Source organism: Mixta hanseatica (assembly GCF_023517775.1).
Taxonomy (GTDB): domain Bacteria; phylum Pseudomonadota; class Gammaproteobacteria; order Enterobacterales; family Enterobacteriaceae; genus Mixta; species Mixta hanseatica.
On sequence record NZ_CP082904.1, the window covers coordinates 615,750 to 640,935 of the forward strand.

The following is a 25,186-nucleotide window of genomic DNA, read 5'->3' on the forward strand; positions in this document are numbered from 1 at the left end:
AACATGACTTTCTCTGGCATGCTTTAAGTTTAATATTAGCGGCTCTGCTATTTTTCCTAAATTGATGCGTAACTCTTCTGTTGTCAAAAAACAATCACCATCTATCACTTTTAAATCACAATCCGTTCTGAGCCTCATTTTCTGTTTTACTGAAATGATACGAAGGGATCTCACCCAGATAAAAAAAGAGCAAGTGGCAATATATTTTCTGCAAACCACTTTTTCTTTTCAATGAACGCATTATCAGCGTTGAGTGTGTTCAATAAATTTTTAACAATCCTGATATTTGCCGTAATCACAGGTGAGAAAAGAAAATTATAGTATTGCTCCCATTCACCAGAAATAAATCCATTAATAATTAACAGGCTTATGTCACTTTTTAATGTTGGATGATAATAGTTATCTTCTAATATTTTGTATTTTATATTGTATTTATCAAGAACGTGACCAAGCGTGTAAATAATAGTCGCGTTTGGATGGAAATCATTATAACTGATAGTAAGATGGGTATTTTTAAAATAATTTATCAACAGATCAATATCCGGGGGGAGGGAAACAATACAGCATAAATCCTTAATGTTTTTTTCCCATCTGATCGAGTGCGTTACTGCGTGTAACTCTTTATGAAAAAGGGCGCATAGCGACTGCCTTATTTTTAAATTATCATTTAACGCTAGCCGGTTTTTAAATAATAAATAACTATGTAAAGAAGAACGACGTAAAACCGAGTGATAACCTGCAGGAGCCTCTTTCATACACGGAGTTGCGGTATCTGCAGTTTGCTGTAAGTAACCTGTTTTGCTCAAATAATAATTGTCCAATGGATCCCTAATAATGACAAAACGAAGAAGTTTATTCTCGTTTTTTATAGCATCGTTTTTCCCTACTGCCAGCCAGAAATTTTCTTTCTGATATAGACTATATTCTCCAGCTGCTTCACTGGATTCTGGTGATAGCTTTGGGGTAAATAATATGCTGCGCAGCAGTATTTCTAATGGCTCAATGGGACATTGTGCAATAAATAATAAGCTGTTCTTTTTTGTTTTTATTTTTACAAAGTTTAATAGGGAAAATTTCAGCAGAGGGTGATATTTTTTTAAAAAATAAATCTATTCAAGTAATGTTCAGCAATAACGGGTTGCTTATTATGAAAGAATTGGGGGCAACTTAATTCCACCTGTATTTTAGTTGCATCTTTATAACTGATTTCACCATGATGTAAAGATTTATATTCAGGAAGAGGAAAATATTCCGGTTCCAGTAAGGGAAGTGCGCATAATGAATAAATTTGACTGGATGAATAATCAAAATTTATCTCACCCAATTTAGGGTAGGAATCAAGCGCTATGGTCTTCAATGCTATTCCTCCTGACGGATAGCGTACAAAAATTTCTTACGATTTAAGTTATCTTTGTACGCTTTTAAAATGATGAAAATTTAACAGCGGCGAACCATCAGATCAATGAGAAATTCCTCATCCGCACCTTCAATGAATACAGAAATATCATTGTCTTTCAGCTCTTCGCCTTCTTCAATAACAGGAGCGCAGAGTTCGTTATTTTCTTTCATAATATTTCTCCTTACAAGGATAGTTAATTTATCTGGCCAGTAAAGTAGTCCTTACTGGTCAGGTAATTCAACAATTTTTTCCTTATGTAAAAATAGAGGTCGATCACATAATTGATAAAAGAGATCTCCGCACCTGATCTGAATAAGTAAAATAAAAAATAACTTAAAAAGATGCAAATAATTTACATCTGTTTTTTTATAATGGCGGTAGAAAAATATGATTTATTTAAGTATAGAAAGAGGAAGGGATCTGTTTCTGATTTTTCATTATCATAGTGGTCATCATTATTATCGAGGCTCTTGATCTAAACAGCATATGATCTTTTTTTTAAATTAACTTCTCACGTAACCGGAGCGCCGAACAGGCCGGTCTATATACTGAATTTAAACAACAATTGCCGGCAGCGGTTCTGCTATATCTGAAGACGCAAAACATGGACAAAGATTTAGAGCATCCTTCTACAGGATTTCAATAGCTCTCGTCCCGATGATAAATATTCGCCAGCATCAAGATGGCTACTATCAGCCGATCGCTGTCTTGCGATAGCCATCGGACAGGGGCTGCGCGTACCTGACTCAGGCGGACGCTTATTTGCTATCCATCACACTTATTCCAAAAAACGTAAAAACATAAATTCGCCGTTAATTTTTGCAATTGTTATTCCGCCGCCCTTTTACAACATTAACAGGCAGCAAAAGAGCGTTTTCCATTAAATGCAGATGGCGGGTAAAAGGGGAGCAACAATGACAACCTGTTCCGTGCTGGGTAAAAAAGAGAAAATTGGCTATGGGCTTGGTGATATGGCCAGCGCGCTGGTCTGGCAAACGGCGACGCTGTTTCTCGCTTATTTCTATACCGATGTCTATGGCCTGCCAGCGGCCATTATGGGCACTATGTTTTTGCTGGTTCGCGCGCTGGATGCTTTTGTCGATCCCTGCATCGGCGCGCTGGTGGATCGTACCCGCACGCGCCACGGGCGTTTTCGTCCCTGGCTGCTGTGGTTTGCGGTGCCGTTCGGCGTCTGCTGCCTGATCACCTTCTACGTGCCGGATGCCGGGCCGACGGCGAAAATTCTTTATGCCTGCTTCACCTACACCTTGCTGAGCCTGGTCTATTCAGCAATTAACGTGCCTTACTGCGCGATGCCGGGCGCGCTGACGCTCGATCCGCGTGAGCGCCATTCGCTGCAATCCTGGCGCTTCGGCCTCTCGTTTATCGGTGGATTAATCGTGACGGTGATTGCACTGCCGCTGGTTAACTGGCTGGGCGAGGGCAACGCGCAAAAAGGCTATTTCTATGCCATGAGCCTGATGGGCCTGCTGGGCGTAGTGCTGTTTTTCTGCTGCTTCGCCATGACCCGCGAGCGCTACTATTCCGCCGCTGAAAACAGCCGCTCAATGCTCAGCGATTTGAAAACCCTGGCGCGCAACAGCCAGTGGCGCATTATTTTCTTCTTCAATATTTTGCTGCTGACGGCGGTGGTCACTCGCGGTTCCGCGACTATGTATTACGTGAAATATCTGCTGTTACGCCCGGAGTTAGTATTCGCCTTTATTGTTTCCGGTATGGCCGCCGCGCTGCTGGGCGCCCTGTTATCCGAGCGGCTGCTGGGCAAATTCGATCGGGTGCGCGCCTACCAGTGGACAATCGTCAGCTTTGTTATTCTCGGCTCGCTGATTTTCTTTTTACCGACAACCGCCATCTGGTGGATATTCGGCATTAACATCATTTTCAGCTTTATCCAGAACCTGACCACGCCGCTGCAGTGGGCCATGTTTTCCGACGTGGTGGATTATGAAGAGCAGCGCAGCGGACGACGGCTGGACGGGCTGGTGTTTTCCACCGCGCTATTCGCCATCAAATTCGGCCTGGCGCTGGGCGGGGCAATGGTGGGCTGGATCCTTGCGCTGGTGGACTATCTGCCCAACCAGGCGCAGCAGTCGCCAGCCGTGCTGACCACCATTAACGCCTTATTCACCCTTATCCCTTCGGCGCTATTTTTGGCGATGGCGCTGCTGCTATGTATCTACAAGCTTAACAGCCGCACAGTGGCCGAGATCGCCAGCGCACTGGCGCGCAAGCGTCAGCAGCGTGAAGAGCTTCCCCCTCTGGTTTCCGCAATTCAGGAGTAATCTATGACCGCTATTTATCAGGATCCACAGCGCCCCATTGCCGAGCGCGTTGCCGACTTGCTGGCGCGCATGACGCCGGAAGAGAAATTCGCCCAGATGCATGCCTTCTGGCTGATCCTGTCACCCGACGGTGCGCATCGCGAGCGCAGCGATCTGAGCGATAGCTTCTCGGGCGCGGGTCAGCTGAACGACCTTAATGCGCGGCTGCAGCGCGGCATCGGGCAGATCACCCGGCCGCTGGGCACTCATGTGGTGGATGCGCAGGAAGGTGTCAGGGCCGCTAATCGTCTGCAAAAAACGCTGGTAGAGGAGACACGGCTGGGTATTCCGGCGCTGTTCCATGAAGAGTGCCTGGTGGGTCTGCTGTGCAAAGGCGCGACGCTGTTTCCTTCTCCGCTGAACTACGCCTCCGCCTGGGATCCGCAGCTGGTTGAGCAGGTGGCGGCGGCGATCGGCGAAGAGGCGCGATCCACCGGCTGCCGTCAGGGGCTGGCGCCGGTGCTGGATGTCTCGCGCGATGTGCGCTGGGGCCGCACCGAAGAGACTTTTGGCGAAGATCCCTGGCTGGTCGGCGTGATGGCTACCCATTTTGTGAAGGGATTGCAGGGGAAACAGCGCGATCTGCTGGCGACGCTGAAGCACTATGTCGGCCACTCTTTTAGCGAAGGTGGACGTAACCATGCGCCGGTACATCTCGGTTTTTGCGAGCTGAATGATACTTTCCTGCTACCGTTTGAGATGGCCGTTAAGCTGGCCAACGCCGGTTCGGTGATGCCCGCCTACCATGATATTGATAATCAGCCTTCTCACAGCGATGCCTTTCTGCTGACGACGCTGCTGCGTGAACGCTGGGGCTTCGACGGTATCGTGGTGGCCGATTATGGCGGCGTCAGCCTGCTGCATCAGCACCACGGCGTCACGCACGATGCGGCAGAATCGGCGGCGCTGGCCTTTAACGCCGGACTGGATATCGAACTGCCGAAAGATGACTGCGCGCAGCATCTGGCGCAAGCGGTGGAGCGCGGTCTGATCGAGATGCGCAAGGTAGATGAGATTGTGGGGCGCCTGCTGACCGAGAAGTTTCGCCTGGGGCTGTTTGAGCAGCCTTACGCCGATGAAAGCCGCATCAACCTGCAAAGCCAGGAGGCGCGGCGGCTAGCGCGCGAAGTGGCGACGCGTTCCATCACCCTGCTGGAAAATAACGGCGTACTGCCGCTGAAGCCAGCGCAGCGCGTGGCAGTGATCGGGCCGACGGCGGACGATCCGCTGGCGCTGCTGAGCGGCTATAGCTTTCCAGTGCATCTGATTATCAGCGATATGCTTGACCAGGCGTCGCAGGTCGTAACGCCGTTGCAGGCGCTACGCGCTGCGCTGGGTGAGGATCGGGTTAGCTATGCCCGCGGCTGTTATATCATTGAACAGCGTATGGCGGGCGCGCCGGTTTTCCCTGGCGACAGCGCGGGAAAACCGATGCAGCAATCGCCGGTATCGCAAGATCTGTCGCTGATCCCGCAGGCGGTAGCGGTGGCGGAACAGAGCGAAGTGATTATCGCCTGCGTGGGCGATCTGGCTGGACTGTTCCAGAGCGGCACGGTAGGGGAAGGCTCGGATGCAGAAAGCCTCTCGCTGCCGGGCGTGCAGCAACAGCTGCTGGAAGCGCTGGTGGCAACCGGTAAACCGGTGGTGGTGGTGATGACCGGGGGGCGTCCTTATCACCTCGGCGGGCTGGAGGATCGCGTCGCGGCCTTGCTGATGGCCTGGGCGCCAGGGCAGGAGGGCGGTCCGGCGCTGGCCGATGTGCTAACCGGGCGCGCCGAGCCGGAAGGACGGCTGGTGTTGTCGGTGCCGAAAAGCGCCGGCGCGATGCCCTATTACTATAACCACAAGCTGAAAAGCGGCGGCACGCCTTTTGCGTTCCACTTTGGTGCGCGCTATCCCTTCGGTTACGGTAAAAGCTGGACGGCGTTCAGCTACGGCCCGCTCAGCTTCAGGCATGCTAAGGTGGCTATCGACGGCGAAATCGAGGTCGCGCTTGATATTACCAACAGCGGTCAGCGTGCAGGCAGCGAGGTGGTGCAGCTGTATGTGCGCGATAAGGTTGCTTCAATGGTCAGACCGATACAGGAGCTGAAGGCGTTTCAGCGCGTCAGGCTGGCGCCGGGCGAAACGGCGCGTCTGACCTTTTTCCTGCCGGTGGATATGCTCAATTTTACCAGCCGGGAAGGGGAGCGCGTGGTGGAGCCGGGCGAGTTTGAAATTCAGGTAGGCGCCTCCAGCGCGGATATTCGTCAGCGCGGCACGGTGCAGGTCACCGGTGCGCTACGCGCGCTGCCGTCGAACTGGCGGATGCTAAGCCACTGTGAAATCGGGCGTAGTCTGTAGCGCCAAACACGGATGCGCTTTCGCCGCGGTGTTCGATAACCAACAGGTCAATGGTACCCCAGCGGCGTTAGATCACGTCATAATGTTAACGAGGTCGCAAATGCGGCCTTTTTTATCATTCTATCGATGATAACGCCGCCGCTACGGGTAAATTTTTCCGTCATAAGCAAACCGCCAACAATATCTTTTTGGCAACGCCTTTTTAACAAACAGACATAAATTCTGGACAATTTTTAGGTGCCCGATAATAATAGGCGCGCTTAAAAATCCATAAGGTTTTCTGCAGTTAACCGGCTAAATATGCAGGATGGTTTCTAATAGCTCTTTCTGTTATCTCGCCGCATTTCCTGTTATGTGAGCCAAAAAATAATAATAATCTGCTGATAATTTGGTTTAAGTGCGTCAAAGGTATTGTCATCTGTTTTATTTAGCCGGTGGGTTAGCTTATAGCCCTGCGTAACCCTGCGCAGCGAAGATAACGATATTCGCCAGGGAATTTACGCGTTATATAAAAAACATATTGGCACGCCCTTAATTAAACATTTTTTATTTTCAGGCATGGACAAGGACTAAGGAGAGAACGTGAAACGCCGTCATCTCAGAAAAGTGGGGTCGCTAACAGCTGTTGTTATGTTGACTTCAAGCTGCGCCAGTCTGCATCAGGCTGGCGAAAATTATGGCACGGCCATCGGCTGTATTGGCGGGGCGGCATTAGGCGGGGGGATAACTTATCTCGTTACTAAGGATGCCACTAAAGCCGTAGCCGGCGGATTAATCGGCGGTATCGCCGGCTGTATGGCTGGTAACGTCTGGCAAAGTCGCGAGAAAGCATTGGCCCAAATCGCGGCAGAAGAACATATCGCGATTAGAAGCCAGCCGCTGCAGGCGCAGCAGAAAAGCGGTACAGAAACCGTAGGGCTGGTGGCCCAGGTTGAAGACAGCGGCATGTTTGATACTAACAGCGCTCAGCTTTCCGCCAGCGGACTGCGTCAGGTCAGAAAGATCGCTGCCGTTATGAAAGAGGGCGACCAAAACGGCGTAGTGTTGATTGTCGGCCACACCGACGCCACCGGAAGCGCCAGCTGGAACCAAAAGCTGTCAGAGCAGCGGGCGCAAAATGTCGGTCGCATTCTGCAGCAGGCTGGCCTCAATCCGCAGAAGCTCTATTTTCAGGGCGCGGGCTCGTCTCGTCCTTTAGCCGATAACACCACGTACGACGGACGAGCGGCGAACCGCAGGGTAGAGATCGTTGGTCTGGCAAATGAAACCTTGCTTCGTCAGCGCGTAGAGCAGGAAGGCAACAACCTGGCCTATTTACGCTATGGCACCCAGCCCGCCGCTTCGCAGCAGGCTAAAAGCACCTCCGCGCCAGCACCCGCAAAACGTCGTTCTGTAGAGATCCGCAGCGCTAAAAAAGAGCCGTCCAGCACGCCGGCAGCGCAGAGCCAGGAGACAGCAACCGTATCAACCGTGTCGGAAAATAATAAAAACTGGGTAGATTTTGGCGGCCAGGCAGTCAGCGCCTCCACGCTTCCTTTGGCGGCGAATCTTAAGCCGCGCAGCAGCGGGTTTTCGCTAATTTCGCAGGCCAACGCCAGCGGCGTAACGGGAAGCTGCCTGACTGATAACGCACGTGTAGCTGGCGCGGCGAAAAATCTGGCCAGTGGAAAAGCGCTCGACGATCATCAGACGCGGGAATATTTCAACGGAATGAATGGCCGTGCATGGGCTGGGCTGGTTAATAACCATCTGGTCACGCTTTCGCCGGTAAAAGTGCTGAAAGATAATGCCGCCGTGGTGGCGAACCCGAATGTGTATATTACCCGCAACTACCAAAGCAGCGACAACCGTAAGGCTGATGCGCCGATAAGCGCCGTCGCTAACGCATGGGAAGGCGAAGACAGCATTCTTTATCGGGTTTATCTGCCATCCGAAAAACAGCAGCCTCTCTCCTGTATCGATCTGCTGGTGCCGAAAAATGCCACTAAAGCGCAGCAGGGCCAGCTTTTTTATACCAGTCACAGCAATGCCTGGGTGGCGAATTACAGCCCGACCCGTAGCTAATCAAGGAAACAAAGAATGGAACTTTTCCAGACTATCGCCGAGGCGATCTCCCTCTATCGCTATATTTTTTGGCCGCTACTGGCCCTGGCGATCTTAATCGTCGTTTTTATTCGCTGGTGGAATCAGGTCAGCTATTTCTTTCTTAATTTCTTCAGCGGTTTTCCTGTAATCGGTCTTATTGCCCGTCTTTCACGCAGCAATGAGCCTCGCCGCACAGAGTCGGATGGCAAAGCCTGGTATCCCGCCGAGAAAATGCTTTGCGCTAAGTACTGGCGCTATTATGAGTCTTTTAATCACAGCGCTAACTTCTATCATCAATGCGTGAATTACCTGAACAAGGTGGATGAGCGCGGGCGCAAGCCGACCGGTCCGCTTTTGTGGTTCTGTAGCGTGGCGTTAGTATTGCTTGAGGCGTTTATTTTTGCGCTGGTGCTGTCGCCCTTTATCGCGAATAACATCTCTGCTAATCAGGCTGAGTTTTCCGCGATTGTTATCTCAGTCTTAATCGGTGTGGTGCTGGTGCCGGCCACCCATTTAATGGGCGCAGAACTGCATAAAAATACGCTGCTGAAAAAGATCCGCTACTGGTATAACGATGCGCGTCATGATGGCAATGCGAAAGGGTTAGCTAAAGCTAATAATGTCTCGCTCGAAACCAGTGACGTTGATGACGATCAGCCCAATTACATCCAGATGCGTAATCGCGTTAACACCAACGTTGAGGCCAAGCCGCAATACTGGGCGACAGTTATTGCGCTGGCGCTGATTATTTTCTTTGCGGTCGGCGCCTATTTTGTTCGTGCGGCCACTATAGATGCCATCGATACGCAGACGGTGAATGGCTCGCCCTTTAGCCAGATGAGCGATACGCAAAGTTCGCCTTTCGAACTGCCTGATGCGGCCGTGGCGGATAATGCTAAAGCTGACAGCCAGGCAGCAGAAGAGATCAACCATAACCGTGTATTTGCCTCTAAGCTGACGTTTATCATCCTTTCCGTGATTTTTGTCGGGGTACAGCTAATTGGTATTCTTATCGGCATCTATCGCTCTTTTGCCGGTATTGAATCGAAAATGGCGGCGAAGTATGTCGGTAATTTCAGTGGTTCGGAAGAATTTACTGCCTGGCACAGCGCGCGCCGCGAGCGCGTCGAGCGTGATGCGCAGGAAAAGCTGAGCGCGTTACAAAACCGTATGTTAATGAAGCGCACCAGTAGCCAGAGCCAACAGCTTAATGAACTGCTGACCTTTGATGACTACATCAGTGGGAAAATCCTCGGCAAGGCCCGTGCCGAGCGCGAATTAAATGAAAGCAGCATCAAGGGTAGCAATCAGGCGCAACCCAGTGCAGCCCCTGCGCCGGTTGCTCAACCAACGCCCATGGTAGCTGCGCAGATGCCAGAGTCGGTGCCGGTGCCCGCCGCGCCGACACCGTTGCCGGAACCTCCGGTTCAGCACGACGCCCGGCAGAATGAAAAAGAGCGTCTTGAGGCACTGGGAGAGTTAACCGGATTGGACGAAGAAGAACTGGCACTGATTGCCGAAGATCAGGGATTCGCACTGGAAACCTTAATGAAACGCCAGCGCGTTCAACAATTGCTTAACCGGACAAGGGCGAAGGGGGAAGCATGAGAAGCTGGCTTGCGCTAATGTTGCTGGGGATGGCGTGCGTAACGCAGGCGGCCGAGCGAAATGATATTCCCAGCTGTTATCACTTTCTGAAGCAGGATGCCGTACGTCCTAATGACAGCGGGCGCGAACTGGTCATCATCATCGATCAAACCGTTAAGGTGCCGTTGTCCCTGAAAGAGTCAGTCTGGCAGCACGTACTCCGCTACGTGCAGCCGGGCGATCGTGTCGTGCTGTATCAGTTCTCTGCGCTGCTTCAGGATAACTATCTGAAGCGGGTCTATGACGGCAAGCTGGAAGCGCTGTTTACCGATCAGAAGGCGCGTAACAACATGGGCATGGAGAGCCTGAAAAAACTCGATGCCTGTTTGCTGCAGCAGAAACAGTATTTCAGCCAGGGAATCGGTAAGCTAATGGCCGCCAGCTTTGCCGCCGACAGCGATAACGTGGCCAAAAGTGAAATTTTTGGCAGCCTGAAACGCATTGCTGAAGATTTGAAAAGCGATCCAGCCCGCGATAAATCGGTGTTGCTGGTATCGGATATGCTGGAGAACAGCGACTTCGTCAGTTTTTACAGCAATAACCGTATCCGCGCGATCGCTGCTGAAAAAGAGATGGCGAAAGTGACGGAACAGAACCTGATCGCTGATTTTAACGGGGCGAAAGTTTACGTGGCGGGAGCAGGGCTTATCGATACCGCCGCAAAAAATAACTACCGCTCCGGCAAAATAATGCAGCAGCTTGAAACATTCTGGCAGCGCTATTTTGAAGCATCGCACGCTGAGCTGATTAGCTTCGGTGCGCCGGAGTTAACGGTAGAGATAAAGTAAGCGCTTTATCCTTCCTGGTAACGCCTCCCGCTTCGGAAGGCGTTACCGGTTGCTTTATTAAACCGCTACAGCCCGTGGTTTATTTCCCTAAGTCATTTCAGCAGAAAAATCGCTGCGAATACGCTCCTGTAAAGAAGCCAGTTGAATATGAATCTCATCTTTCAGCTCGCCGCTATACAGTACTGATGTTTCGAAATTTTTATACTCTCCCTGACGCTGTGCGCTAGCCCAGTTATAAGAACCGATACAGATAAAATTATTATCTGCCATCAGCAGCTTACTATGCACTTTGTTAACCACGCGCACGGCGATGCCATGTGCTGTCAGCTCCGTACAGCAAGCGCTGAACTGGGTATTTTTCTCTTCATCAAAACGATTGTTTGTGAACGTATTAAAGCGATAGTCCGTGTAGAGTTCGACGCTAATGTCGCGCCTCACGGCCTGTTGCATGGTGCTCAATATCCCACTTTCCCTGAGCCTGAAAAGTGAGACCCAAGGCGAGACAATGACTACCCGTTGCTGCGCCAGCTGTAGGATTTCGGTCAGGCATGCATCATGCGCTTCCGCATTATTAATCACCCGCGGCTCGCGGCAGCTTAATAGCAAGTCAGGACGTGCGCCTACGGAAAAAATTAGCTCGCTGTCGGTGCGCCTGGCTAAATATTCGCCAAGTAAATGTCGGGGCGTTCCGCGTGGAGAGGCATCAATAGCCTCCATATCGCCAAAAACAAGAAAGCTATCTTTGGCGCGTGAAACGGCGACATTTAACATTGAACTGTCTTTATCGATAAATCTGCCATTACTGTGGCGTGAATAAACCGCAGAGAAAAGAACGATTTTGCGTTCAGCCCCTTGAAGTGCATGCACTGTTCCAACAGTCATTTTCCCCTCGGTGCGTCCGACATCAATACCACGGCTTTTACAGGCTTCAGCGATGAGTCGCTCCTGCGCTTTAAACGGCGTGACAACGCCGACAATATTTTCCAGCTTAGCGCCATAAAACGCTTCCAGCTCAGCGCGCTTATCTGCCAGCCAGTCGGCAATGGTATTGGCTTCAAGACGGTTAATGCGACTGCCGGCAGGAGGAGATTCGGCCAGACCGTCTATATGCAGATAGCCTAACGCCGGAAAAGGCGGCCGCTTTTCTGCGGCATCGACGCTTCCACGTTTAGGCTCCAGCAAGCCGTGGTAGCACAGCTCATTACAGAAAGAGATGAGTTCGTCATAACAGCGTCGATGCTCTCTCAAAAACATACCTGCTTCTGCTTCCGGCAGATAGTGATAACGGCTGGCTTGCTGAGCAATCTGCATTACTGAACCTTCAACAACGGAACGACCCTGTTGGCAAAGCTCATTGTAGTCAGCGGCGTTAGCTAATAGCTGATGCTGCATCAGATTGCCGATATCAATCACCGGCGACTGGCTGCTAACGGGCTGAATTTGATGCACATCACCGATCACCAGCGCACGCCTGGCCAACGCAAAAGAGGCAGCAGCAACGTCTGGCGCCACCTGTCCCGCTTCATCAATGATCAGCAGATCGATCTCATTGATCAGATATTCATTATTAAAAACGCCTTCGCTCTCAAAGACCTTATAGGTCATATATCCAGGCAGAGAATAAAGCGTTGAAACAATACAGGGCGTCAGGCACATGCGACGCGCCCAGCGGGCACGCACCGCCTTCAGACCCTGCGCATCATTGCCGTTGCGGTTTTTAATCAGCATCTCGCGGTCGTGCTCTTGATAGTCCAGGAGCCAGCGCGCCTCCCAATAATGTACCGCCAGTTGAAACAGGCGAAAGCGTAAAGAAATATCCAGCGCGCGGTCAATTTCATCCAAAGAAGCCGTTGCTGTTTTCTTATTTCTAAAAGGCGCGCTTAGCTGTAGCCACTCCTCTTCCGCCAGCTGATACTGCTTCTGTAAAGTCGCTATTTGACCCAGCTGTTGCTCCAAATATTCGATATTCTTCCGTTGCTTTTTAAGCCAATCTTCCAGTCTGGATTCCAGCCTTTCAGCGGAGCAATCATCAGCCAGCGTACAGGCCAGAGAGGAAAAGTTATTTTTGATAAATTGCTTACGCTTAGCCCTGCGTTTGTTCGCTACGGCAGGGACGACATCCAGTAAGCTCAACAGCAGTGATTCATCTGCACAGAATTTCAGCCAGCCAGTAAGGCTATCTTCAACGCCGGTAAGATCTTGCTTAAGAGTTAATAGCTCAGCTTGTAAAGCGGCCCGCCTCTTTTCAGGTTCCATCTGCTGACGCTTGAGTTGCAGCGTATCAAAATTTTGCCAGCTCACTTCAAGCTCGGCCATCAATTGATAGCAGGCATTAATTTCCTTCCAAATCCGTTGTTTAACTTGTTTTACCGTTGTCAGGCCCGTGTCTTGCAAAACCGCTTGCGCACGGGTCAAAAAGGCACTTTCCGCGCGGTCTACGTAGTCTTCATTTTCCAGCAGCTTATAAAAGGAGGGAGTGTGATAATGCTTTGCTGCTTCGCCTTCCAGGCTGGGGGCAGGGAAATATCCCCCGTAGCTTTTCATTTCTGGCAGCCAACGGCCGCTTAACGGATCATTATTCTCTTCAAAGTCTTTGCCAAAGGCCTCGATAATATTGGTTACGGCCTGATTATTAGTTGAGGCGGCGATAATCAATGGCGGTTGGGTTTCTTTCCATGCGGCCTCTACCCATAGCGAGGCAACAACAGAGAGGACAAAGGTAGTTTTACCCGTGCCGGGTGGGCCGTTAACGGCCAGCAGCTCGCCGGGCTGCATGGTCATAACCTGGGCCAACGCATCGCGCTGGGCAGCGGCAAGAGGAAAACGTGAATTGGAATGCCCTGCGCGGGTCACCAGCTGCGTCAGCGCATTGACGCAAGGAGAATGCTGCGTGTTGTTTTCAAGCGCGTAGCTTTCCGCCAGCGGCAGCGACGCTTTGCACTCAGCCAGCCAGTCGTAAAGTTTTAAAATCTGGTAGCTTCCGCTGATAGCATCCTCGATTTTTTTAAGATAGCCACCGTTCTGGTTGGTATAGCGCGCTTTAAGCCGTTCTCTGTCGCAGAGCTTGAACAGCTCACGGGCCGAAGCAAGATAAAGACCCCAGGGAGACGTTTCTTTATCGAAGTCGGGTTGCTTGCTGAAGAGCGCACTGGCTTCCTGCTCGCTATAAATTTGTATCGTTTGCTGATCCAGAAAACGGTCAAGATCCTGAACGGAGGCCAACGTAAACTTATCGTCATACTGAGGAGAGAGAAGATCACGCGGGATTTGTGGCTTGCCGGCAGGCAGAAAATGTCCCTCGCGGCTAAGCCAGACAGGGCAGATGACTGGCGTTATTGTCTCAGGGAAACCGGAAGAACTACTTTTGCTGTGCTCATGTTCCTGCTTAACCCGATAAGCCGCAGGGCGCAGCGTGAGCTTGATAAATTGTTTCTCATCAGGAACGTCTTTAAACAGCAGGTTCAGGACGTCACTTTCTTTGTCCAGGTAGCCTTGCCCGATTATTTCTGCCGGTACTTTTTGGTATTCGCTCAGCGCCTTATGGGTCATTGCGCCACTGCCGCTTTCAGCGTCTGCCAGTGAATTGCGCCAGTAGCGTAGCCATTGTCCGGCTTTTGCTGCACTCATACTTTTCATCCTTGCCTTATGCTTTTCTGACCCTGGCAGGTCTTTAATCAGTTTCGCTTATCATAACGCTAAAGTTTTAGCCCGTCGCTGGCAAGGTGCTTTCTCTTTGCAACGGGTATACCACCAGCTATCAGTAGCATGGTGGGCGCGTACGCTCGTTGATATCTATGCCCCATGCTACTGCACCAGATGATGGCTAATCGCGTATTTCACGATATCGGCGTTGGTGGTGAATTTCATTTTTTTCATCAGCCGTGACTTATAGGTGCTGACGGTTTTATTACTGATCACCAGCGCGTCGGCAATGGCGTTTATCGATTCGCCGTGCGCCAGCATAATCATGATCTGCCGTTCGCGCATCGTCAGGTTTTCATGCGGCGGACGATCGCCGCTCTGATACTGGGAAAAAATAATCTCCTGCGCCAGCTCGTGATCGATATAGCGCGCGCCACGCGCCACCTGGCGAATCGCGCTCAGCAGCGCCTCCGGGTTTTTATCCTTGGTGATATAGCCCAGCGCGCCGCAGTAGAGCACCCGGCGGGCGATTTGCGGCTCGTTATACATGCTCAGCACCAGAATGCGCAGCGCCGGATATTGTAGGGTAATGCGGTTAATCAGATCCTCGCCGCTGATGCCGGGCATGGAAATATCCAGCAGCAGCAGATCGATGCCGCCTTCGCGCAGCCGTTCCAGCACCTGGCCGCCGTCTGCCGCCTCGCCGACCACGTTAATGCCGTCATCCAGCAGGAAAATCTGCTTCAGCCCCTCACGCATAATGGCGTGGTCGTCAGCAATCATCAGGCGTATGGCTTGCGTCATGGGTCGCTCACTTATCAATCTTGTTAAACAGGGCGCGGGAAAGGCCGCGCGCGCGGTGCGGAAAACTCAACTGTACGCGCGTGCCTTCGCCGGGACGGCTGTCGATACACACCTCGCCGTTCAGCATCGCCGCCCGTTCCACCATGCCCGGCAGCCCCCAGGCGTTAGGCCGCACATGCTGCATATCAAAGCCCTTGCCGTTATCCACTACATCAATCCGCAGTTTATCGCCATCCTGCTTCACAAAGATATAAACGCTGCTGGCTTTGGCATGGCGCTGCACGTTGGTCAGCGACTCCTGCACCACACGAAAGGCGGCGGTCACGCACTCATCGCTCAGGCGCAGCGCTTTCTGCTGTGGCGGGATAAAAATACAGCGGGTGGTGTTGTGCTTGTTAAACTCATCGCGCAGCCACTCCAGCGCCGGCACCAGGCCAAGGTTGAGCATATTCGGGCGTAGGCGGGTAGAGACATCGCGCACGACCTGGATGGTGCTGTCGACCAGCTGCATCAGGTTATCTACCTGCTGATGCACCGCTTCGCCCGCCTGCGGCGACTGCATGCGGATCAGCGACAGGCCGACGCGCAGCGAGGTCAAATGCTGCCCCAGTTCATCATGGATCTCATGGGCGAGGTGTTTGCGCTCCGCCTCGCGCTGCGCCTCCTGATTACGCGCCAGCAGGCGCAACTGCTGATGCGCTTCACGCAGCTCCTCTTCCGCCAGGCGGATGCCGGTAATATCGCGTCCAACCGTCAACACGCTTTCCAGCTCGCCGTGCAGATCAAATTCCGGCACGCTGCGTACGTGCAGAATACGTCGGCGGCTGCCCTGGGTCAGCGTTAGCTCGCCTTCCGCCTCGCTGCCGCTCGCCATGCTTTGCGATACCAGTCGCAGCAGCGCCATGCCGGTCTCGTTATGCGGCACCGCTTCGGTTAGCTGCCGACGATAGATCTCCTGCTCGTGCCCTTCAAACCATTTCAGCACCGGCGGATTGACGTAAACGCAGCGCAGTGTCAGATCGAAGCGGGCGATCATATCCGGCGAGTTTTCTACCAGCGCGCGGAACTGCTTCTCGCGCAGCAGCTGCACCGCCTCTTTCTGTTTTAGCTCGCGCACGTCGCGCACCACGCACAGCGCATGCGCTTCGCCGCCATGCAGATAATGGCTGGAGCTCACCTGAACGGAAATCGGTTCTCCCCGGCTCGGCGTATGCTGTGAGGTAAAGGTGATGCCCTCCGGGCGCATGGTCAATTTCCACCATAGCGCGGTGACGTCATCATCCTGCAATTCATGATCGATAACGGCGAAACTAAGCCGCATTAAGGCGTGCGGGGAATATCCCATTAATTTACACGCCTTCTCGTTGACATATTTTATGCGCAGATTGCGATCCACTAAATAAATCGCATCATGAATACGATCCAGCGCGATAGATGAAAGACTATCAGGCGGCGTCAGCGCGGGATTAAGGCAATGAGAATAATTCTGCAATAATGCGATCTCCATTTTCTGACATCATTTATCAGCGTTCTAAAATTATAGCGCCGTGCCAACAGAATAAACTTTCCCACCAGATTGACCTTATCCGCGCGATGTCAGAATAATCTCAGGCATAAACGCGGTTTTTTAACGCTTCTCTGGCGCGGGAAAGTCGCGAGCGTACGGTCCCTACCGGAATATTAAGCTGTTGCGCGACATCCTGATAGCTGCCGTCATGGCCGACCAGAATGGATAGCATCGTTTTCAGATCCTCCGGCAACGTTTCGATCGAGGCCAGCGTAGCGCCTAAAACGCGTTCATTTTCCGTGATATCGCTCGGATCGCTGTCGTAATGCATATCGGTAAGAATATCATCGTTCAGCGTATCAAATAAAAAGCGTCCCTGCTGGCTTTTATAATAATTACGAATCAGATTAATCGCGATACCAAACATCCAGGTTTCCGGCCGCGAAGCGCCGATAAATTTATGACCGTTGCGCAGTACCTCAAGGCAGGTCATCTGCGCAATATCTTCTACGTCTTCATGATTCGCCACGCGCTTACGGATGAAATTCAGTAATTTCTTATTATTTTTTTTAAAAACGTCCGTCCAGTCGATAGCAACGGCAGGAACGGTAATTGGCTGGTTAGCTGTGACCTTGATCATATTATTTTCTCCAGGGGAATTGGCTACGGGAACGCATTGGCTATAGCAAGCGCTGTGCCAGGAGAAATAAATCAACTAACAGCTTGTTTTTATTATTTGTGGATTAACCAACCAGGATATTTCTGAGAAAAAAACGGCAAAAAGGGTTTTATTTACTGTGCCATTTTTTACACAAGTTTCCTGACTTAATTATTTCGGCGCGGTGAGAATTTTTTATTTCCTTTTTCAGGGAACCCGACACGCAGAAGCGCCACATAACCGGGGTCAACCTGATGAGGAACGGGCGATGCTGAAGACCCCAACGCTGCCGCTGATGCCACACCCTTTTAAAGCCCTGATGAAAGCGGCCGACAGCGGCCCGGAGAAAAACGCCAGCCGGGCGGCGGAAAACACGGCTGCCGCCAGCGCCAACGATATGAAAGAAGAAGTGGGGCTGATGTTCTCCGAGCGTGCTGAAAGCCAGAAAAAGGCCGAGCAGCGCCGCACGCAGCAGCAGCATCTGCGCCACCGGCAAAACCTGGGCAAGGTCCAACTGCATAAACTTTACGCGATGCTTGATTCCGGTGACCAGGCGCGGCGGGATGCGCATCTCAGCCAGCTGCGCGATGCGCTCAAGCGTAAGCCGCCGGCGGATACCGATGAGCTGCTGGCACAGCTGGATAACGATCCGGCTCGTTGCGATCTGCTGCTGCGCGTAATGGAGCGCGAAGCGCGCGAGCAGGGCGACGATGAACTTTGCCACACTATCAACAACCATTTGCAGACGCTGCAAACTCAACACGGCGAGCGCCTGCGGGCCGGTCTGAACACCGCCGCCGCTTTCGCGGAATTTAGCGCGCATCCGCAGCAGCGCCAGACGCTGCGCAATCTCTATTACGACAGCATCGTTCATCAGCAGTCAGCAATCGCCATGGTTGATCTGCTGCTGGCGCATACCGAACCGCAGCAGTTTACCTCTGGCCTGCGCACCTTACAGCGGGCGTTGGCGGATGACATCGCCGCGCTGGCTTCCTCCATCAGCACCGGCGCGCTGCGCCATATTCAGATCGGCCTGGCGGAAGCGCGTCAGGTGAGGCATACGCTGGAAGAGAGCCAGAAACTGCTGAATCGCATGGCGGGCAAAATGACGCTGCATGCCGTCAGCGCGGTAGATCTGACGCGTCGCCTGCTGCATCTCAGCCAACACGGCGCCTGGCAACAGGATTTACAGCAGTTAGGCGACGAGATAGTGGCGCACGCCAACACCCGCCAGCTGTCGATGTTTTTTAATGCGCTACTGCCGCTGGTACGCAGCCTGCCGCTGGCGCTGTGGAAAGTCAAAGATGGACGCAAAACTACCCTGGCGCTGCTGGCAAGCCACAGTAGCACGCTGTTGAATAATGAACGTAAACAGGCGCGCGGCGCCTGAGCGCCAGGCCAGAGAGACGTAAGATGAACGGCTTATTTTTAATCCTGAATAAAATCGCCATCAGCGCCATGCAGCGCTCAGAGATTGTCGGCGCCGCCTTCGCCATGGCGCTGGTATTTATACTGATTATTCCGCTGCCGCTGGCGCTGATCGATACGCTGATTGCGCTGAATATCTGCCTTTCCTCGCTGCTGATCGTACTGGCGATGTATCTGCCGAAGCCGCTGGCGTTTTCCACCTTCCCGGCGGTGCTGCTGTTAACCACCATGTTTCGTCTGGCGCTGTCGATTTCCGTAACGCGCCAGATCCTGATCCAGCAGGATGCAGGCCATATCGTGGAGGCGTTCGGCAGCTTCGTGGTCGGCGGCAACCTGGCGGTGGGCATGGTGATGTTTTTGATCCTGACGGTAGTGAACTTTCTGGTGATCACCAAAGGATCGGAGCGCGTGGCGGAGGTGGCGGCGCGCTTTACCCTCGACGCGATGCCCGGCAAACAGATGTCGATCGACAGCGATCTACGCGCCGGGTTGATCGATGTGCATCAGGCCAAAGCGCGCCGTAGCGATCTGGCGAAAGAGAGCCAGCTGTTCGGGGCGATGGACGGCGCGATGAAATTCGTGAAGGGCGACGCCATCGCCGCGCTGGTGATCCTGTTTATCAATCTGATCGGTGGCATCAGCATTGGGGTGTTGCAGGTGGGGATGTCGGCGGGCGAGGCGATGCACGTTTTCTCGATCCTGACGATTGGCGACGGACTGATTGCTCAGATCCCGGCGCTGCTGATCTCGTTGACCGCCGGGATGATCATTACCCGCGTTTCCTCAGACAACGACAACATTGAGGCGCCCAATATCGGCCGCGAAATCGCCGAACAGCTTACCAGTCAGCCGAAAGCGTGGATCCTCGCCTCAATGGGAATGCTGGGCTTTGCGCTGGTGCCGGGGATGCCGGGCATGGTGTTTACCCTGTTGGCGCTGATTACCCTGAGCAGCGGCGGCTTTCAGGTGTGGCGCGCGCGACATACGCTGCGGCTGGCGCAGCCGCAGATCGAAAACGAAGTGATCCCGCCAGAGCTGAATGGCCGGGAGGATCTGCGCCAGTTCAACCCGACGCGGCCTTATTTAATCCAGTTCCCCACCGACTGTCGCGGCAAGGCGGAAACCCTCGATCTGGTACAGGAGATCCGTCGTCTGCGCAACCGCATCGTCTACAACTTTGGCTTTACCCTGCCAGCGTTTGATATTGAATTCAGCGACAAACTGAGCGCGGATGAGTTCCGCTTTTCAGTCTATGAGATCCCCAAAGTGGTGGGCACCTTTAATACCGCCTGCCTCGCCGTAGAGGCGCGCTGGCTGCAGAGCCTGAGCGAAGAAGAGCAGCGCCAGCTGGCGCAAAGCGATGAACCGCCGGCGCTGCCGGAAACGGCCGGGGATGAGGCCGCGCAGGCGGCAGCGCTGCCCGCGCCACAACCCGCGTTGGGCCAGGCTACGCGTCAGGAAAGCGATTATCTCTGGCTGCCGCCCGATCATCCGCTATTGGAAAATGAAGAGGTAACGCGCTGGAGCGCCGCCGAACTGCTGCTGAAACGGATGGAAAACGCCATTCACGCCAGCAGCCCGCACTTTATCGGCCTGCAGGAAACCCGCGCGCTGATGGGCTGGCTGGAGAGCGAACAGCCGGAGCTGGCACAGGAGCTACAGCGCGTGATGCCATTGGCGCGCTTCTCCAGCGTGCTGCAAAAGCTGGTGGCAGAGCGTATCCCGCTACGTTCAGTGCGCGCCATCGCCGAAGCGTTAATCGAGCATGGCCAGCATGAGCGCGATGTGTTTCTGCTAACCGAGCAGGTGCGCATTACGCTGAAAACCCACCTTTGCTATCAATACAGCCAGGCGGACGGCATCCACGCCTGGCTGCTGGCGCCGGAACTGGAAGAGGGACTGCGCGACAGCCTGCGTCAGACGCAAAACGATCTTTTCTTCGCTCTGAGCCAGGAACAGATCCAGGCAGTGCATCAGCAAATGCGGCACGCCTTCACCACCGGCAACGAACAACGGGCGGTGCTGCTGGCGGCGCAGGACCTGCGCGGCCCGCTGCGCGCGCTGATCGCCGAATCCTTCCATCAGGTTCCGGTGCTTTCGTTTGCTGAGCTGGAACCGGCGCTGGCGGTGCATGTGCTGGGGCGTCTGGAAGCGGATGCTCTCTTTTATTCACTCACCACCTGGGAGGGAGAATAATGTTTGAACTGCGCGTACTGTCGGGGCTGCACTGCGGAGCCGCGCTGCCGCTCAGCGGCGAATGCTGGCAGATTGGCGCATCGACGCAGGCCGATCTGCTGCTCAGTGATGAGAGCCTGGCCGGCAGCGAGCGCTGGCTGCATCGCCGCGAGGATAGCTGGTGGCTGGCGGAAACGGAGCAGGCCAGCGACGGCCAGCCGGTGACGCTGGAAGAACCCTTTGCGCTGGCGGGCGTTTGGCTGTGCGTGGCGCAGGCCAGCACGCCGTGGCATGAAGCGGCCGCGCTGCCTGCCAGCGCCTTTACGCCTGCCGCCGCCGTGGCGGAAGAGGCAGTGGCGAGCGGTACGCCGCGCTGGATGCGTGGCGTGATGTTCGCTCTACTGTTGCTGTTCAGCTTTACCGTGGTGAGCTGGATATTACAGCCGACGGTCGCCCAGCCGACCGCCGGCGAAAGCACGCGTCCCGCCTGGGGAACGGTGGAGGATCTGCGCGCGCCGCTGCAAATCATGCTGCGCGAGCGCGATCTCGCCAACAGCGTAAAAATCACCCGTCAGGGCGATCGTCTGCTGCTGAGCGGCACCCTGACCAAACCGCAAATCACCGTTTTTAACCGCATGATGACCCGCTTCTACGCACGCTACAGCGCCGCTGCGCCGGTAACCAGCGCGGTGCGGCCGCTGGAGAAAAAGCTGCCGTTTCGTATTGTGCAGATCGCCACCGGGTCACGCGCCAATATCGTGACCGATGAAGGCGATCGTTTATTTATTGGCGATCAGATTGGCGATCTGCGGCTGGTGTCGATCACTGACGATCGAATCGAATTTAGCGGGCACGATCCTATTACGGTGAAATGGTAATGAGTCAGGATCTTGATAGCTGGTTTAGCCAGCAGCAGCAGCGGCTGCGTCAGCCCAATGCGGTCAGCATATATGGTCGCATTACCGGCATCAGCGGCATTCTGCTGGAATGCAGCCTGCCGCGCGCGCGCATCGGCGATCTCTGCCGTATTGAGCGCGATGCGGAAGAGAGCGTAATGGCGGAAGTGGTGGGCTTTAACCCGCAGCATACGCTGCTGTCGGCGCTGGGCCCGCTGGACGGCATCGCCCAGGGCGCACGGGTAACGCCGCTCTATTTGCCGCACAGTATTTGCGTTTCCGATGCGCTGCTGGGCTGCGTGCTGGACGGCTTTGGCCGGCCGATAGACGGGCAGGGCGTTGGCGCGTTTGCGCTGCCGGGCGAAGCGGAACAGACCATTCCGGTGCTGGGCGACGCGCCGCCGCCCACCGCCCGCCCGCGCATCTCTGATCCCTTGCCGACCGGCGTGCGCGCTATCGACGGCATGCTGACCATCGGCGTCGGCCAGCGCGTGGGCGTGTTTGCCGGCGCGGGCTGCGGCAAAACCACGCTGCTGGCGGAGCTGGCGCGTAACGCCCCCTGCGATGCGATTGTTTTTGGGCTGATCGGCGAGCGTGGACGTGAGCTGCGAGAGTTCCTCGATCATGAGCTGGATGAGGAGTTGCGCAGCCGTACGGTGCTGATCTGCTCCACCTCAGATCGCAGCAGCATGGAGCGCGCCCGCGCTGCCTTTACCGCCACCGCCATTGCCGAAGCTTTTCGCGAGCAGGGTAAAAGCGTGCTGCTGATCCTCGATTCCCTGACCCGCTTTGCCCGCGCCCAGCGTGAAATCGGTCTGGCGCTGGGCGAGCCGCCGGGACGCGGCGGCCTGCCGCCGTCGGTCTATACCCTACTGCCAGGTCTGCTGGAGCGCGCCGGACAGACGGAGAAAGGGGCGATTACCGCGCTCTATTCGGTGCTGATAGAAGCTGACTCGATGAACGATCCGGTGGCCGACGAAGTGCGATCGCTGATCGACGGTCATATCGTGCTGTCGCGCCGCCTGGCGGAACGTGGCCATTATCCGGCGATCGATGTGCTGACCAGTCTCAGTCGCACCATGAGCAACGTGGTAACCCGCGAGCAGATGCGCGATGCGACGCAGCTGCGCCGCATGATGGCGGCCTGGCAGCAGGTGGAAATGTTGATCCGCCTTGGGGAATACCAGCCCGGCCACGACGCGATGACCGATGCGGCGGTAGAAGCGCAGCCGGTGATTAACGGCTATCTGCGTCAGGCCACGCGCGAGCCCAGCGGCTGGGAGACGACGCTGCACCATCTTTCAGAGGTAAGCCAACATGCGCCAGAGAATTAATCCCATTGAAGAACCGGCAACGGAAGATCCCGCCGCCGGCCTGCGCGACGCATTTGCTCTGCTGCTGCCGATTCGCCGTCAGCGCCTGCGCCGCAGCGAGCGCCAGCAGCGTCAGCATGAACAACAGCTGGAGCGTCTGCGGGCGGAGGAAAAGGCCGCCAGCCAGCAGCTGACGCAGCGGCAAAGCGATTATCAGACGCTGCGCGCCGGCTTCGACGCCGCTTATTTGGGACATCAGCCACTCTCGCAGCTGCAGCGCGGTCTGCAAAAAGAGGGTAAAGCCGCCGAGGCGGTGCAGCATCAACGCCTGGCGGTGCGTGACAGCGCCGCGCAGTGCGCCATGCAAAGCGAGCAGCTGGCGGCGGCGCGTATGGAAACTCAGCAGCGTCAGCGGGAACTGGAAAAGCTGGAGATGCTGATGCAGGAAAATGAGGTGCCATCATGAATCCTTTTGCCGATCGCGCCATGACCACCAGGCCGCGCCCTGAACCGAAGCCGCGCCCGGAGCCGCAACAGCGCGAGCCACGCCCGCAGGCGCGTGAAGCTGCGCGCAACGCGCCCGCCCGCCCGAAGCCGCAGCCGGAACAGACACCGCAGACGAAGCCGCTGTCGCGCGGCGCGGATAAATCTCGCAGCGAGCGCAGCCAGGGCCATACACAAAGCAGCGCGGCGAAACGCAGCGATGAGTCGCCATCCGCCAGCCCGGACAGCATGTTATTCAGCGCGCTGCTGGATAATGCTCCGACGACGCCTCTGTTTAGCAGCGGTGGCGTGGAGTTGCATACGCAGCCGCGTCATGCGCCGCCGCCTACGCACAGCGCGCCGGTCGCTACGCCGATGGCGCTCTGGCAGCCGCTGGAGGCAGAACTGGGACGCATAACCGATCGTCAGCCGGATGGGCCGGTGGCGATGACGCTACTGCTGCCGCGTCTTGGCGAAGTGGATGCGCGCTTGCAGCACCTGCCCGCAGGCGGTTGGGATATTGCGCTGCGCTTTTCCCCGGCGGCGCTGAACACGCTGGAAGCGCATCAGGAACGCTGTCGCCAGGCGCTGCGCCGTCGGCTGGCTAGCCGGGTGCGTCTGCGCTTTGAGCAGCGGGGGGCGGCATGAAACTCTCTCTGCCGCGTCGGGAAATGGATGAGGCGCAGCTGCGTCGGCGTATCGGGAGCGGGCTGCGCTTTCACTATCGTGTAGCGGGCGAGGCGGGCCAGCTGGCGCTTTTTCTCACGGCCGATCCGCAGCCGCAGGGAGAATGGCTGGCGCTGCGCTGTAGCAGCGGGATTTTGCAGTTAAGCGATGCGGAGGCGGCGCTGGCGCTGATCGCTGATTGCCCGGCGTTACCGCACGCCGAGGTGGCCGTCACGCCCTGGTACTGGCCGCTATTTAATCAGGGGCTGAGCGCGGAATTGCAGGCGCTATTGGGCGATCTGGCGCCGGCCGGTGAGGAAAACGATGCACCATTTACGCTGCGCCTGGAACTCAGGCTTGGCGAATTCCACTCAGAAAGCATGTTGATGGCATCGATTGCCACGCTGAACCGCCTGCTGGATAAGGTGGGCTGGCTGCCGCAGGCGGCGGCGCTGCCGCCTCAGCTGCCGCTGAGCTTTCCGCTGACCCTTGGCGCGCTGACGTTGAGCGCTGCGCAGCTGCGTCAGCTACAGCCGGAAGATGTGCTGCTGCCGACGCGCGCCGCATTTTCTCCGTATGGAGAAGGGGCGCTGCAACTGGCTGGCGTACGCCTGACCGGCGCGCTGAACGGCGAGGCGGATCGTGCCTTTTTTACTCTTTCTGATTTGGAGATCGCGCCTGTGACTTTTCCCTACGATAACGATGATATGGCCCCGGCTACGCCGCCCGACGAGGCGTGGCAGAGCGAGCCTGCGCCCGCGCTGGATGGATTGTCGCTGGCGTTAACGGTGCGCTGCGGCCAGCTGCGTTTGACGCTGGGAGAGCTACAGCACCTGAGCGCCGGCAGCACGGTGATGGTGGATAACGTGCAGCCGGGCGAAGCGCTGCTGTGTCACGGCGATTTTCCGCTGGCGAAGGGCGAGCTGGTGGATGTGGAGGGGCGGCTGGGCTTGCAGATCACCCATATGCTACCAGGCAGTATTAATCCCCTCGGTCACGGCGGATAACGC

General features: G+C 55.0%; 19 protein-coding genes. 12 read left to right on the top strand and 7 right to left on the bottom strand.

Annotated elements, in window-relative coordinates; translation table 11 throughout:
• Positions 1-170: 170 nt before the first annotated feature.
• From K6958_RS02920 to K6958_RS21120, 3 genes are all read right to left on the bottom strand, one after another.
• A complete protein-coding gene (locus K6958_RS02920) occupies positions 171-806 on the bottom strand; it encodes a hypothetical protein (RefSeq protein ID WP_249893253.1) in 636 nt (211 codons plus the stop codon).
• A gap of 290 nt (positions 807-1,096) precedes the next feature.
• Positions 1,097-1,357, bottom strand: a complete 261-nt coding sequence (locus K6958_RS02925; protein WP_249893254.1) for a hypothetical protein — start codon at positions 1,355-1,357, stop codon at positions 1,097-1,099.
• An 80-nt stretch (positions 1,358-1,437) separates the two neighbouring features.
• Positions 1,438-1,569, bottom strand: a complete 132-nt coding sequence (locus K6958_RS21120; RefSeq protein WP_256470558.1) for a hypothetical protein — start codon at positions 1,567-1,569, stop codon at positions 1,438-1,440.
• Positions 1,570-2,313: 744 nt separating this feature from the next.
• Here K6958_RS21120 and K6958_RS02930 point away from each other — a divergent pair.
• The 5 genes from K6958_RS02930 to K6958_RS02950 all read left to right on the top strand — a co-directional run bounded on the left by K6958_RS02930 (position 2,314) and on the right by K6958_RS02950 (position 10,604).
• The gene (locus K6958_RS02930) at positions 2,314-3,702 is read left to right on the top strand and encodes an MFS transporter (RefSeq protein ID WP_249893255.1); all 1,389 of its coding nucleotides are present in this window, start codon (positions 2,314-2,316) and stop codon (positions 3,700-3,702) included.
• Between the two features lie 3 nt (positions 3,703-3,705).
• Positions 3,706-6,084 carry a glycoside hydrolase family 3 N-terminal domain-containing protein gene (locus K6958_RS02935; RefSeq protein ID WP_249893256.1) on the top strand — a complete coding sequence of 793 codons (2,379 nt, stop codon included), beginning with the start codon at positions 3,706-3,708 and terminating at the stop codon, positions 6,082-6,084.
• 630 nt (positions 6,085-6,714) lie between these two features.
• The gene (locus K6958_RS02940; protein ID WP_249893257.1) at positions 6,715-8,148 is read left to right on the top strand and encodes an OmpA family protein; all 1,434 of its coding nucleotides are present in this window, start codon (positions 6,715-6,717) and stop codon (positions 8,146-8,148) included.
• Between the two features lie 15 nt (positions 8,149-8,163).
• A complete protein-coding gene (locus tag K6958_RS02945; protein ID WP_249893258.1) occupies positions 8,164-9,777 on the top strand; it encodes a hypothetical protein in 1,614 nt (537 codons plus the stop codon).
• Positions 9,774-10,604: a hypothetical protein gene (locus K6958_RS02950; RefSeq protein WP_249893259.1), complete on the top strand. Its 831-nt coding sequence runs from the start codon at positions 9,774-9,776 to the stop codon at positions 10,602-10,604. Before K6958_RS02945 ends, K6958_RS02950 begins: the two co-directional genes overlap by 4 nt.
• A gap of 87 nt (positions 10,605-10,691) precedes the next feature.
• Here the strand turns inward: K6958_RS02950 and K6958_RS02955 are convergent, their stop codons facing one another.
• The 4 genes from K6958_RS02955 to K6958_RS02970 all read right to left on the bottom strand — a co-directional run bounded on the left by K6958_RS02955 (position 10,692) and on the right by K6958_RS02970 (position 17,197).
• Positions 10,692-14,231 (bottom strand): AAA domain-containing protein, encoded by a 3,540-nt coding sequence (locus tag K6958_RS02955; RefSeq protein WP_249893260.1) that lies wholly within the window; start codon positions 14,229-14,231, stop codon positions 10,692-10,694.
• A gap of 177 nt (positions 14,232-14,408) precedes the next feature.
• A complete protein-coding gene (locus K6958_RS02960; protein ID WP_249893261.1) occupies positions 14,409-15,050 on the bottom strand; it encodes a response regulator in 642 nt (213 codons plus the stop codon).
• A gap of 7 nt (positions 15,051-15,057) precedes the next feature.
• Positions 15,058-16,557 (bottom strand): PAS domain-containing sensor histidine kinase, encoded by a 1,500-nt coding sequence (locus K6958_RS02965; RefSeq protein WP_249893262.1) that lies wholly within the window; start codon positions 16,555-16,557, stop codon positions 15,058-15,060.
• A gap of 100 nt (positions 16,558-16,657) precedes the next feature.
• Positions 16,658-17,197, bottom strand: coding sequence for an RNA polymerase sigma factor (locus K6958_RS02970; protein WP_249893263.1), 540 nt, complete (start codon positions 17,195-17,197; stop codon positions 16,658-16,660).
• A 286-nt stretch (positions 17,198-17,483) separates the two neighbouring features.
• Here K6958_RS02970 and sctW point away from each other — a divergent pair, with 286 nt between their 5' ends.
• Genes sctW through K6958_RS03005 form a run of 7 tightly spaced genes read left to right on the top strand, consistent with a single transcriptional unit; the run spans position 17,484 to position 25,183 of the window.
• The gene (gene sctW, locus K6958_RS02975; RefSeq protein WP_249893264.1) at positions 17,484-18,605 is read left to right on the top strand and encodes a type III secretion system gatekeeper subunit SctW; all 1,122 of its coding nucleotides are present in this window, start codon (positions 17,484-17,486) and stop codon (positions 18,603-18,605) included.
• Between the two features lie 23 nt (positions 18,606-18,628).
• Complete coding sequence (locus K6958_RS02980) at positions 18,629-20,839, top strand: FHIPEP family type III secretion protein (RefSeq protein WP_249893265.1); 2,211 nt, start codon at positions 18,629-18,631, stop codon at positions 20,837-20,839.
• The gene (locus tag K6958_RS02985; protein ID WP_249893266.1) at positions 20,839-21,696 is read left to right on the top strand and encodes an FHA domain-containing protein; all 858 of its coding nucleotides are present in this window, start codon (positions 20,839-20,841) and stop codon (positions 21,694-21,696) included. The genes K6958_RS02980 and K6958_RS02985 overlap by 1 nt, the downstream gene beginning before the upstream one ends.
• Positions 21,690-23,048 carry a type III secretion system ATPase SctN gene (sctN, locus tag K6958_RS02990; protein ID WP_249893267.1) on the top strand — a complete coding sequence of 453 codons (1,359 nt, stop codon included), beginning with the start codon at positions 21,690-21,692 and terminating at the stop codon, positions 23,046-23,048. Before K6958_RS02985 ends, sctN begins: the two co-directional genes overlap by 7 nt.
• Entirely contained in the window at positions 23,032-23,493 is a 462-nt protein-coding gene (locus K6958_RS02995) for a hypothetical protein (protein ID WP_249893268.1), read from the top strand. The genes sctN and K6958_RS02995 overlap by 17 nt, the downstream gene beginning before the upstream one ends.
• Complete coding sequence (locus K6958_RS03000) at positions 23,490-24,158, top strand: type III secretion system HrpP C-terminal domain-containing protein (RefSeq protein WP_249893269.1); 669 nt, start codon at positions 23,490-23,492, stop codon at positions 24,156-24,158. Before K6958_RS02995 ends, K6958_RS03000 begins: the two co-directional genes overlap by 4 nt.
• A complete protein-coding gene (locus K6958_RS03005; RefSeq protein ID WP_249893270.1) occupies positions 24,155-25,183 on the top strand; it encodes a FliM/FliN family flagellar motor switch protein in 1,029 nt (342 codons plus the stop codon). The genes K6958_RS03000 and K6958_RS03005 overlap by 4 nt, the downstream gene beginning before the upstream one ends.
• Positions 25,184-25,186: the final 3 nt, after the last annotated feature.

Coding starts and splice junctions, on each gene's coding strand:
- K6958_RS02930 (WP_249893255.1), top strand. CDS start 2,314: ATGACAACCTGTTCCGTGCTGGGTAAAAAAGAGAAAATTGGCTATGGG.
- K6958_RS02935 (WP_249893256.1), top strand. CDS start 3,706: ATGACCGCTATTTATCAGGATCCACAGCGCCCCATTGCCGAGCGCGTT.
- K6958_RS02950 (WP_249893259.1), top strand. CDS start 9,774: ATGAGAAGCTGGCTTGCGCTAATGTTGCTGGGGATGGCGTGCGTAACG.
- K6958_RS02995 (WP_249893268.1), top strand. CDS start 23,032: ATGCGCCAGAGAATTAATCCCATTGAAGAACCGGCAACGGAAGATCCC.
- K6958_RS02955 (WP_249893260.1), bottom strand. CDS start 14,231: ATGAGTGCAGCAAAAGCCGGACAATGGCTACGCTACTGGCGCAATTCA.
- K6958_RS02940 (WP_249893257.1), top strand. CDS start 6,715: ATGTTGACTTCAAGCTGCGCCAGTCTGCATCAGGCTGGCGAAAATTAT.
- K6958_RS21120 (WP_256470558.1), bottom strand. CDS start 1,569: ATGAAAGAAAATAACGAACTCTGCGCTCCTGTTATTGAAGAAGGCGAA.
- K6958_RS02945 (WP_249893258.1), top strand. CDS start 8,164: ATGGAACTTTTCCAGACTATCGCCGAGGCGATCTCCCTCTATCGCTAT.
- K6958_RS02960 (WP_249893261.1), bottom strand. CDS start 15,050: ATGACGCAAGCCATACGCCTGATGATTGCTGACGACCACGCCATTATG.
- sctW (WP_249893264.1), top strand. CDS start 17,484: ATGCTGAAGACCCCAACGCTGCCGCTGATGCCACACCCTTTTAAAGCC.
- sctN (WP_249893267.1), top strand. CDS start 21,690: ATGGTAATGAGTCAGGATCTTGATAGCTGGTTTAGCCAGCAGCAGCAG.
- K6958_RS03005 (WP_249893270.1), top strand. CDS start 24,155: ATGAAACTCTCTCTGCCGCGTCGGGAAATGGATGAGGCGCAGCTGCGT.
- K6958_RS02965 (WP_249893262.1), bottom strand. CDS start 16,557: ATGGAGATCGCATTATTGCAGAATTATTCTCATTGCCTTAATCCCGCG.
- K6958_RS03000 (WP_249893269.1), top strand. CDS start 23,490: ATGAATCCTTTTGCCGATCGCGCCATGACCACCAGGCCGCGCCCTGAA.
- K6958_RS02985 (WP_249893266.1), top strand. CDS start 20,839: ATGTTTGAACTGCGCGTACTGTCGGGGCTGCACTGCGGAGCCGCGCTG.
- K6958_RS02980 (WP_249893265.1), top strand. CDS start 18,629: ATGAACGGCTTATTTTTAATCCTGAATAAAATCGCCATCAGCGCCATG.
- K6958_RS02970 (WP_249893263.1), bottom strand. CDS start 17,197: ATGATCAAGGTCACAGCTAACCAGCCAATTACCGTTCCTGCCGTTGCT.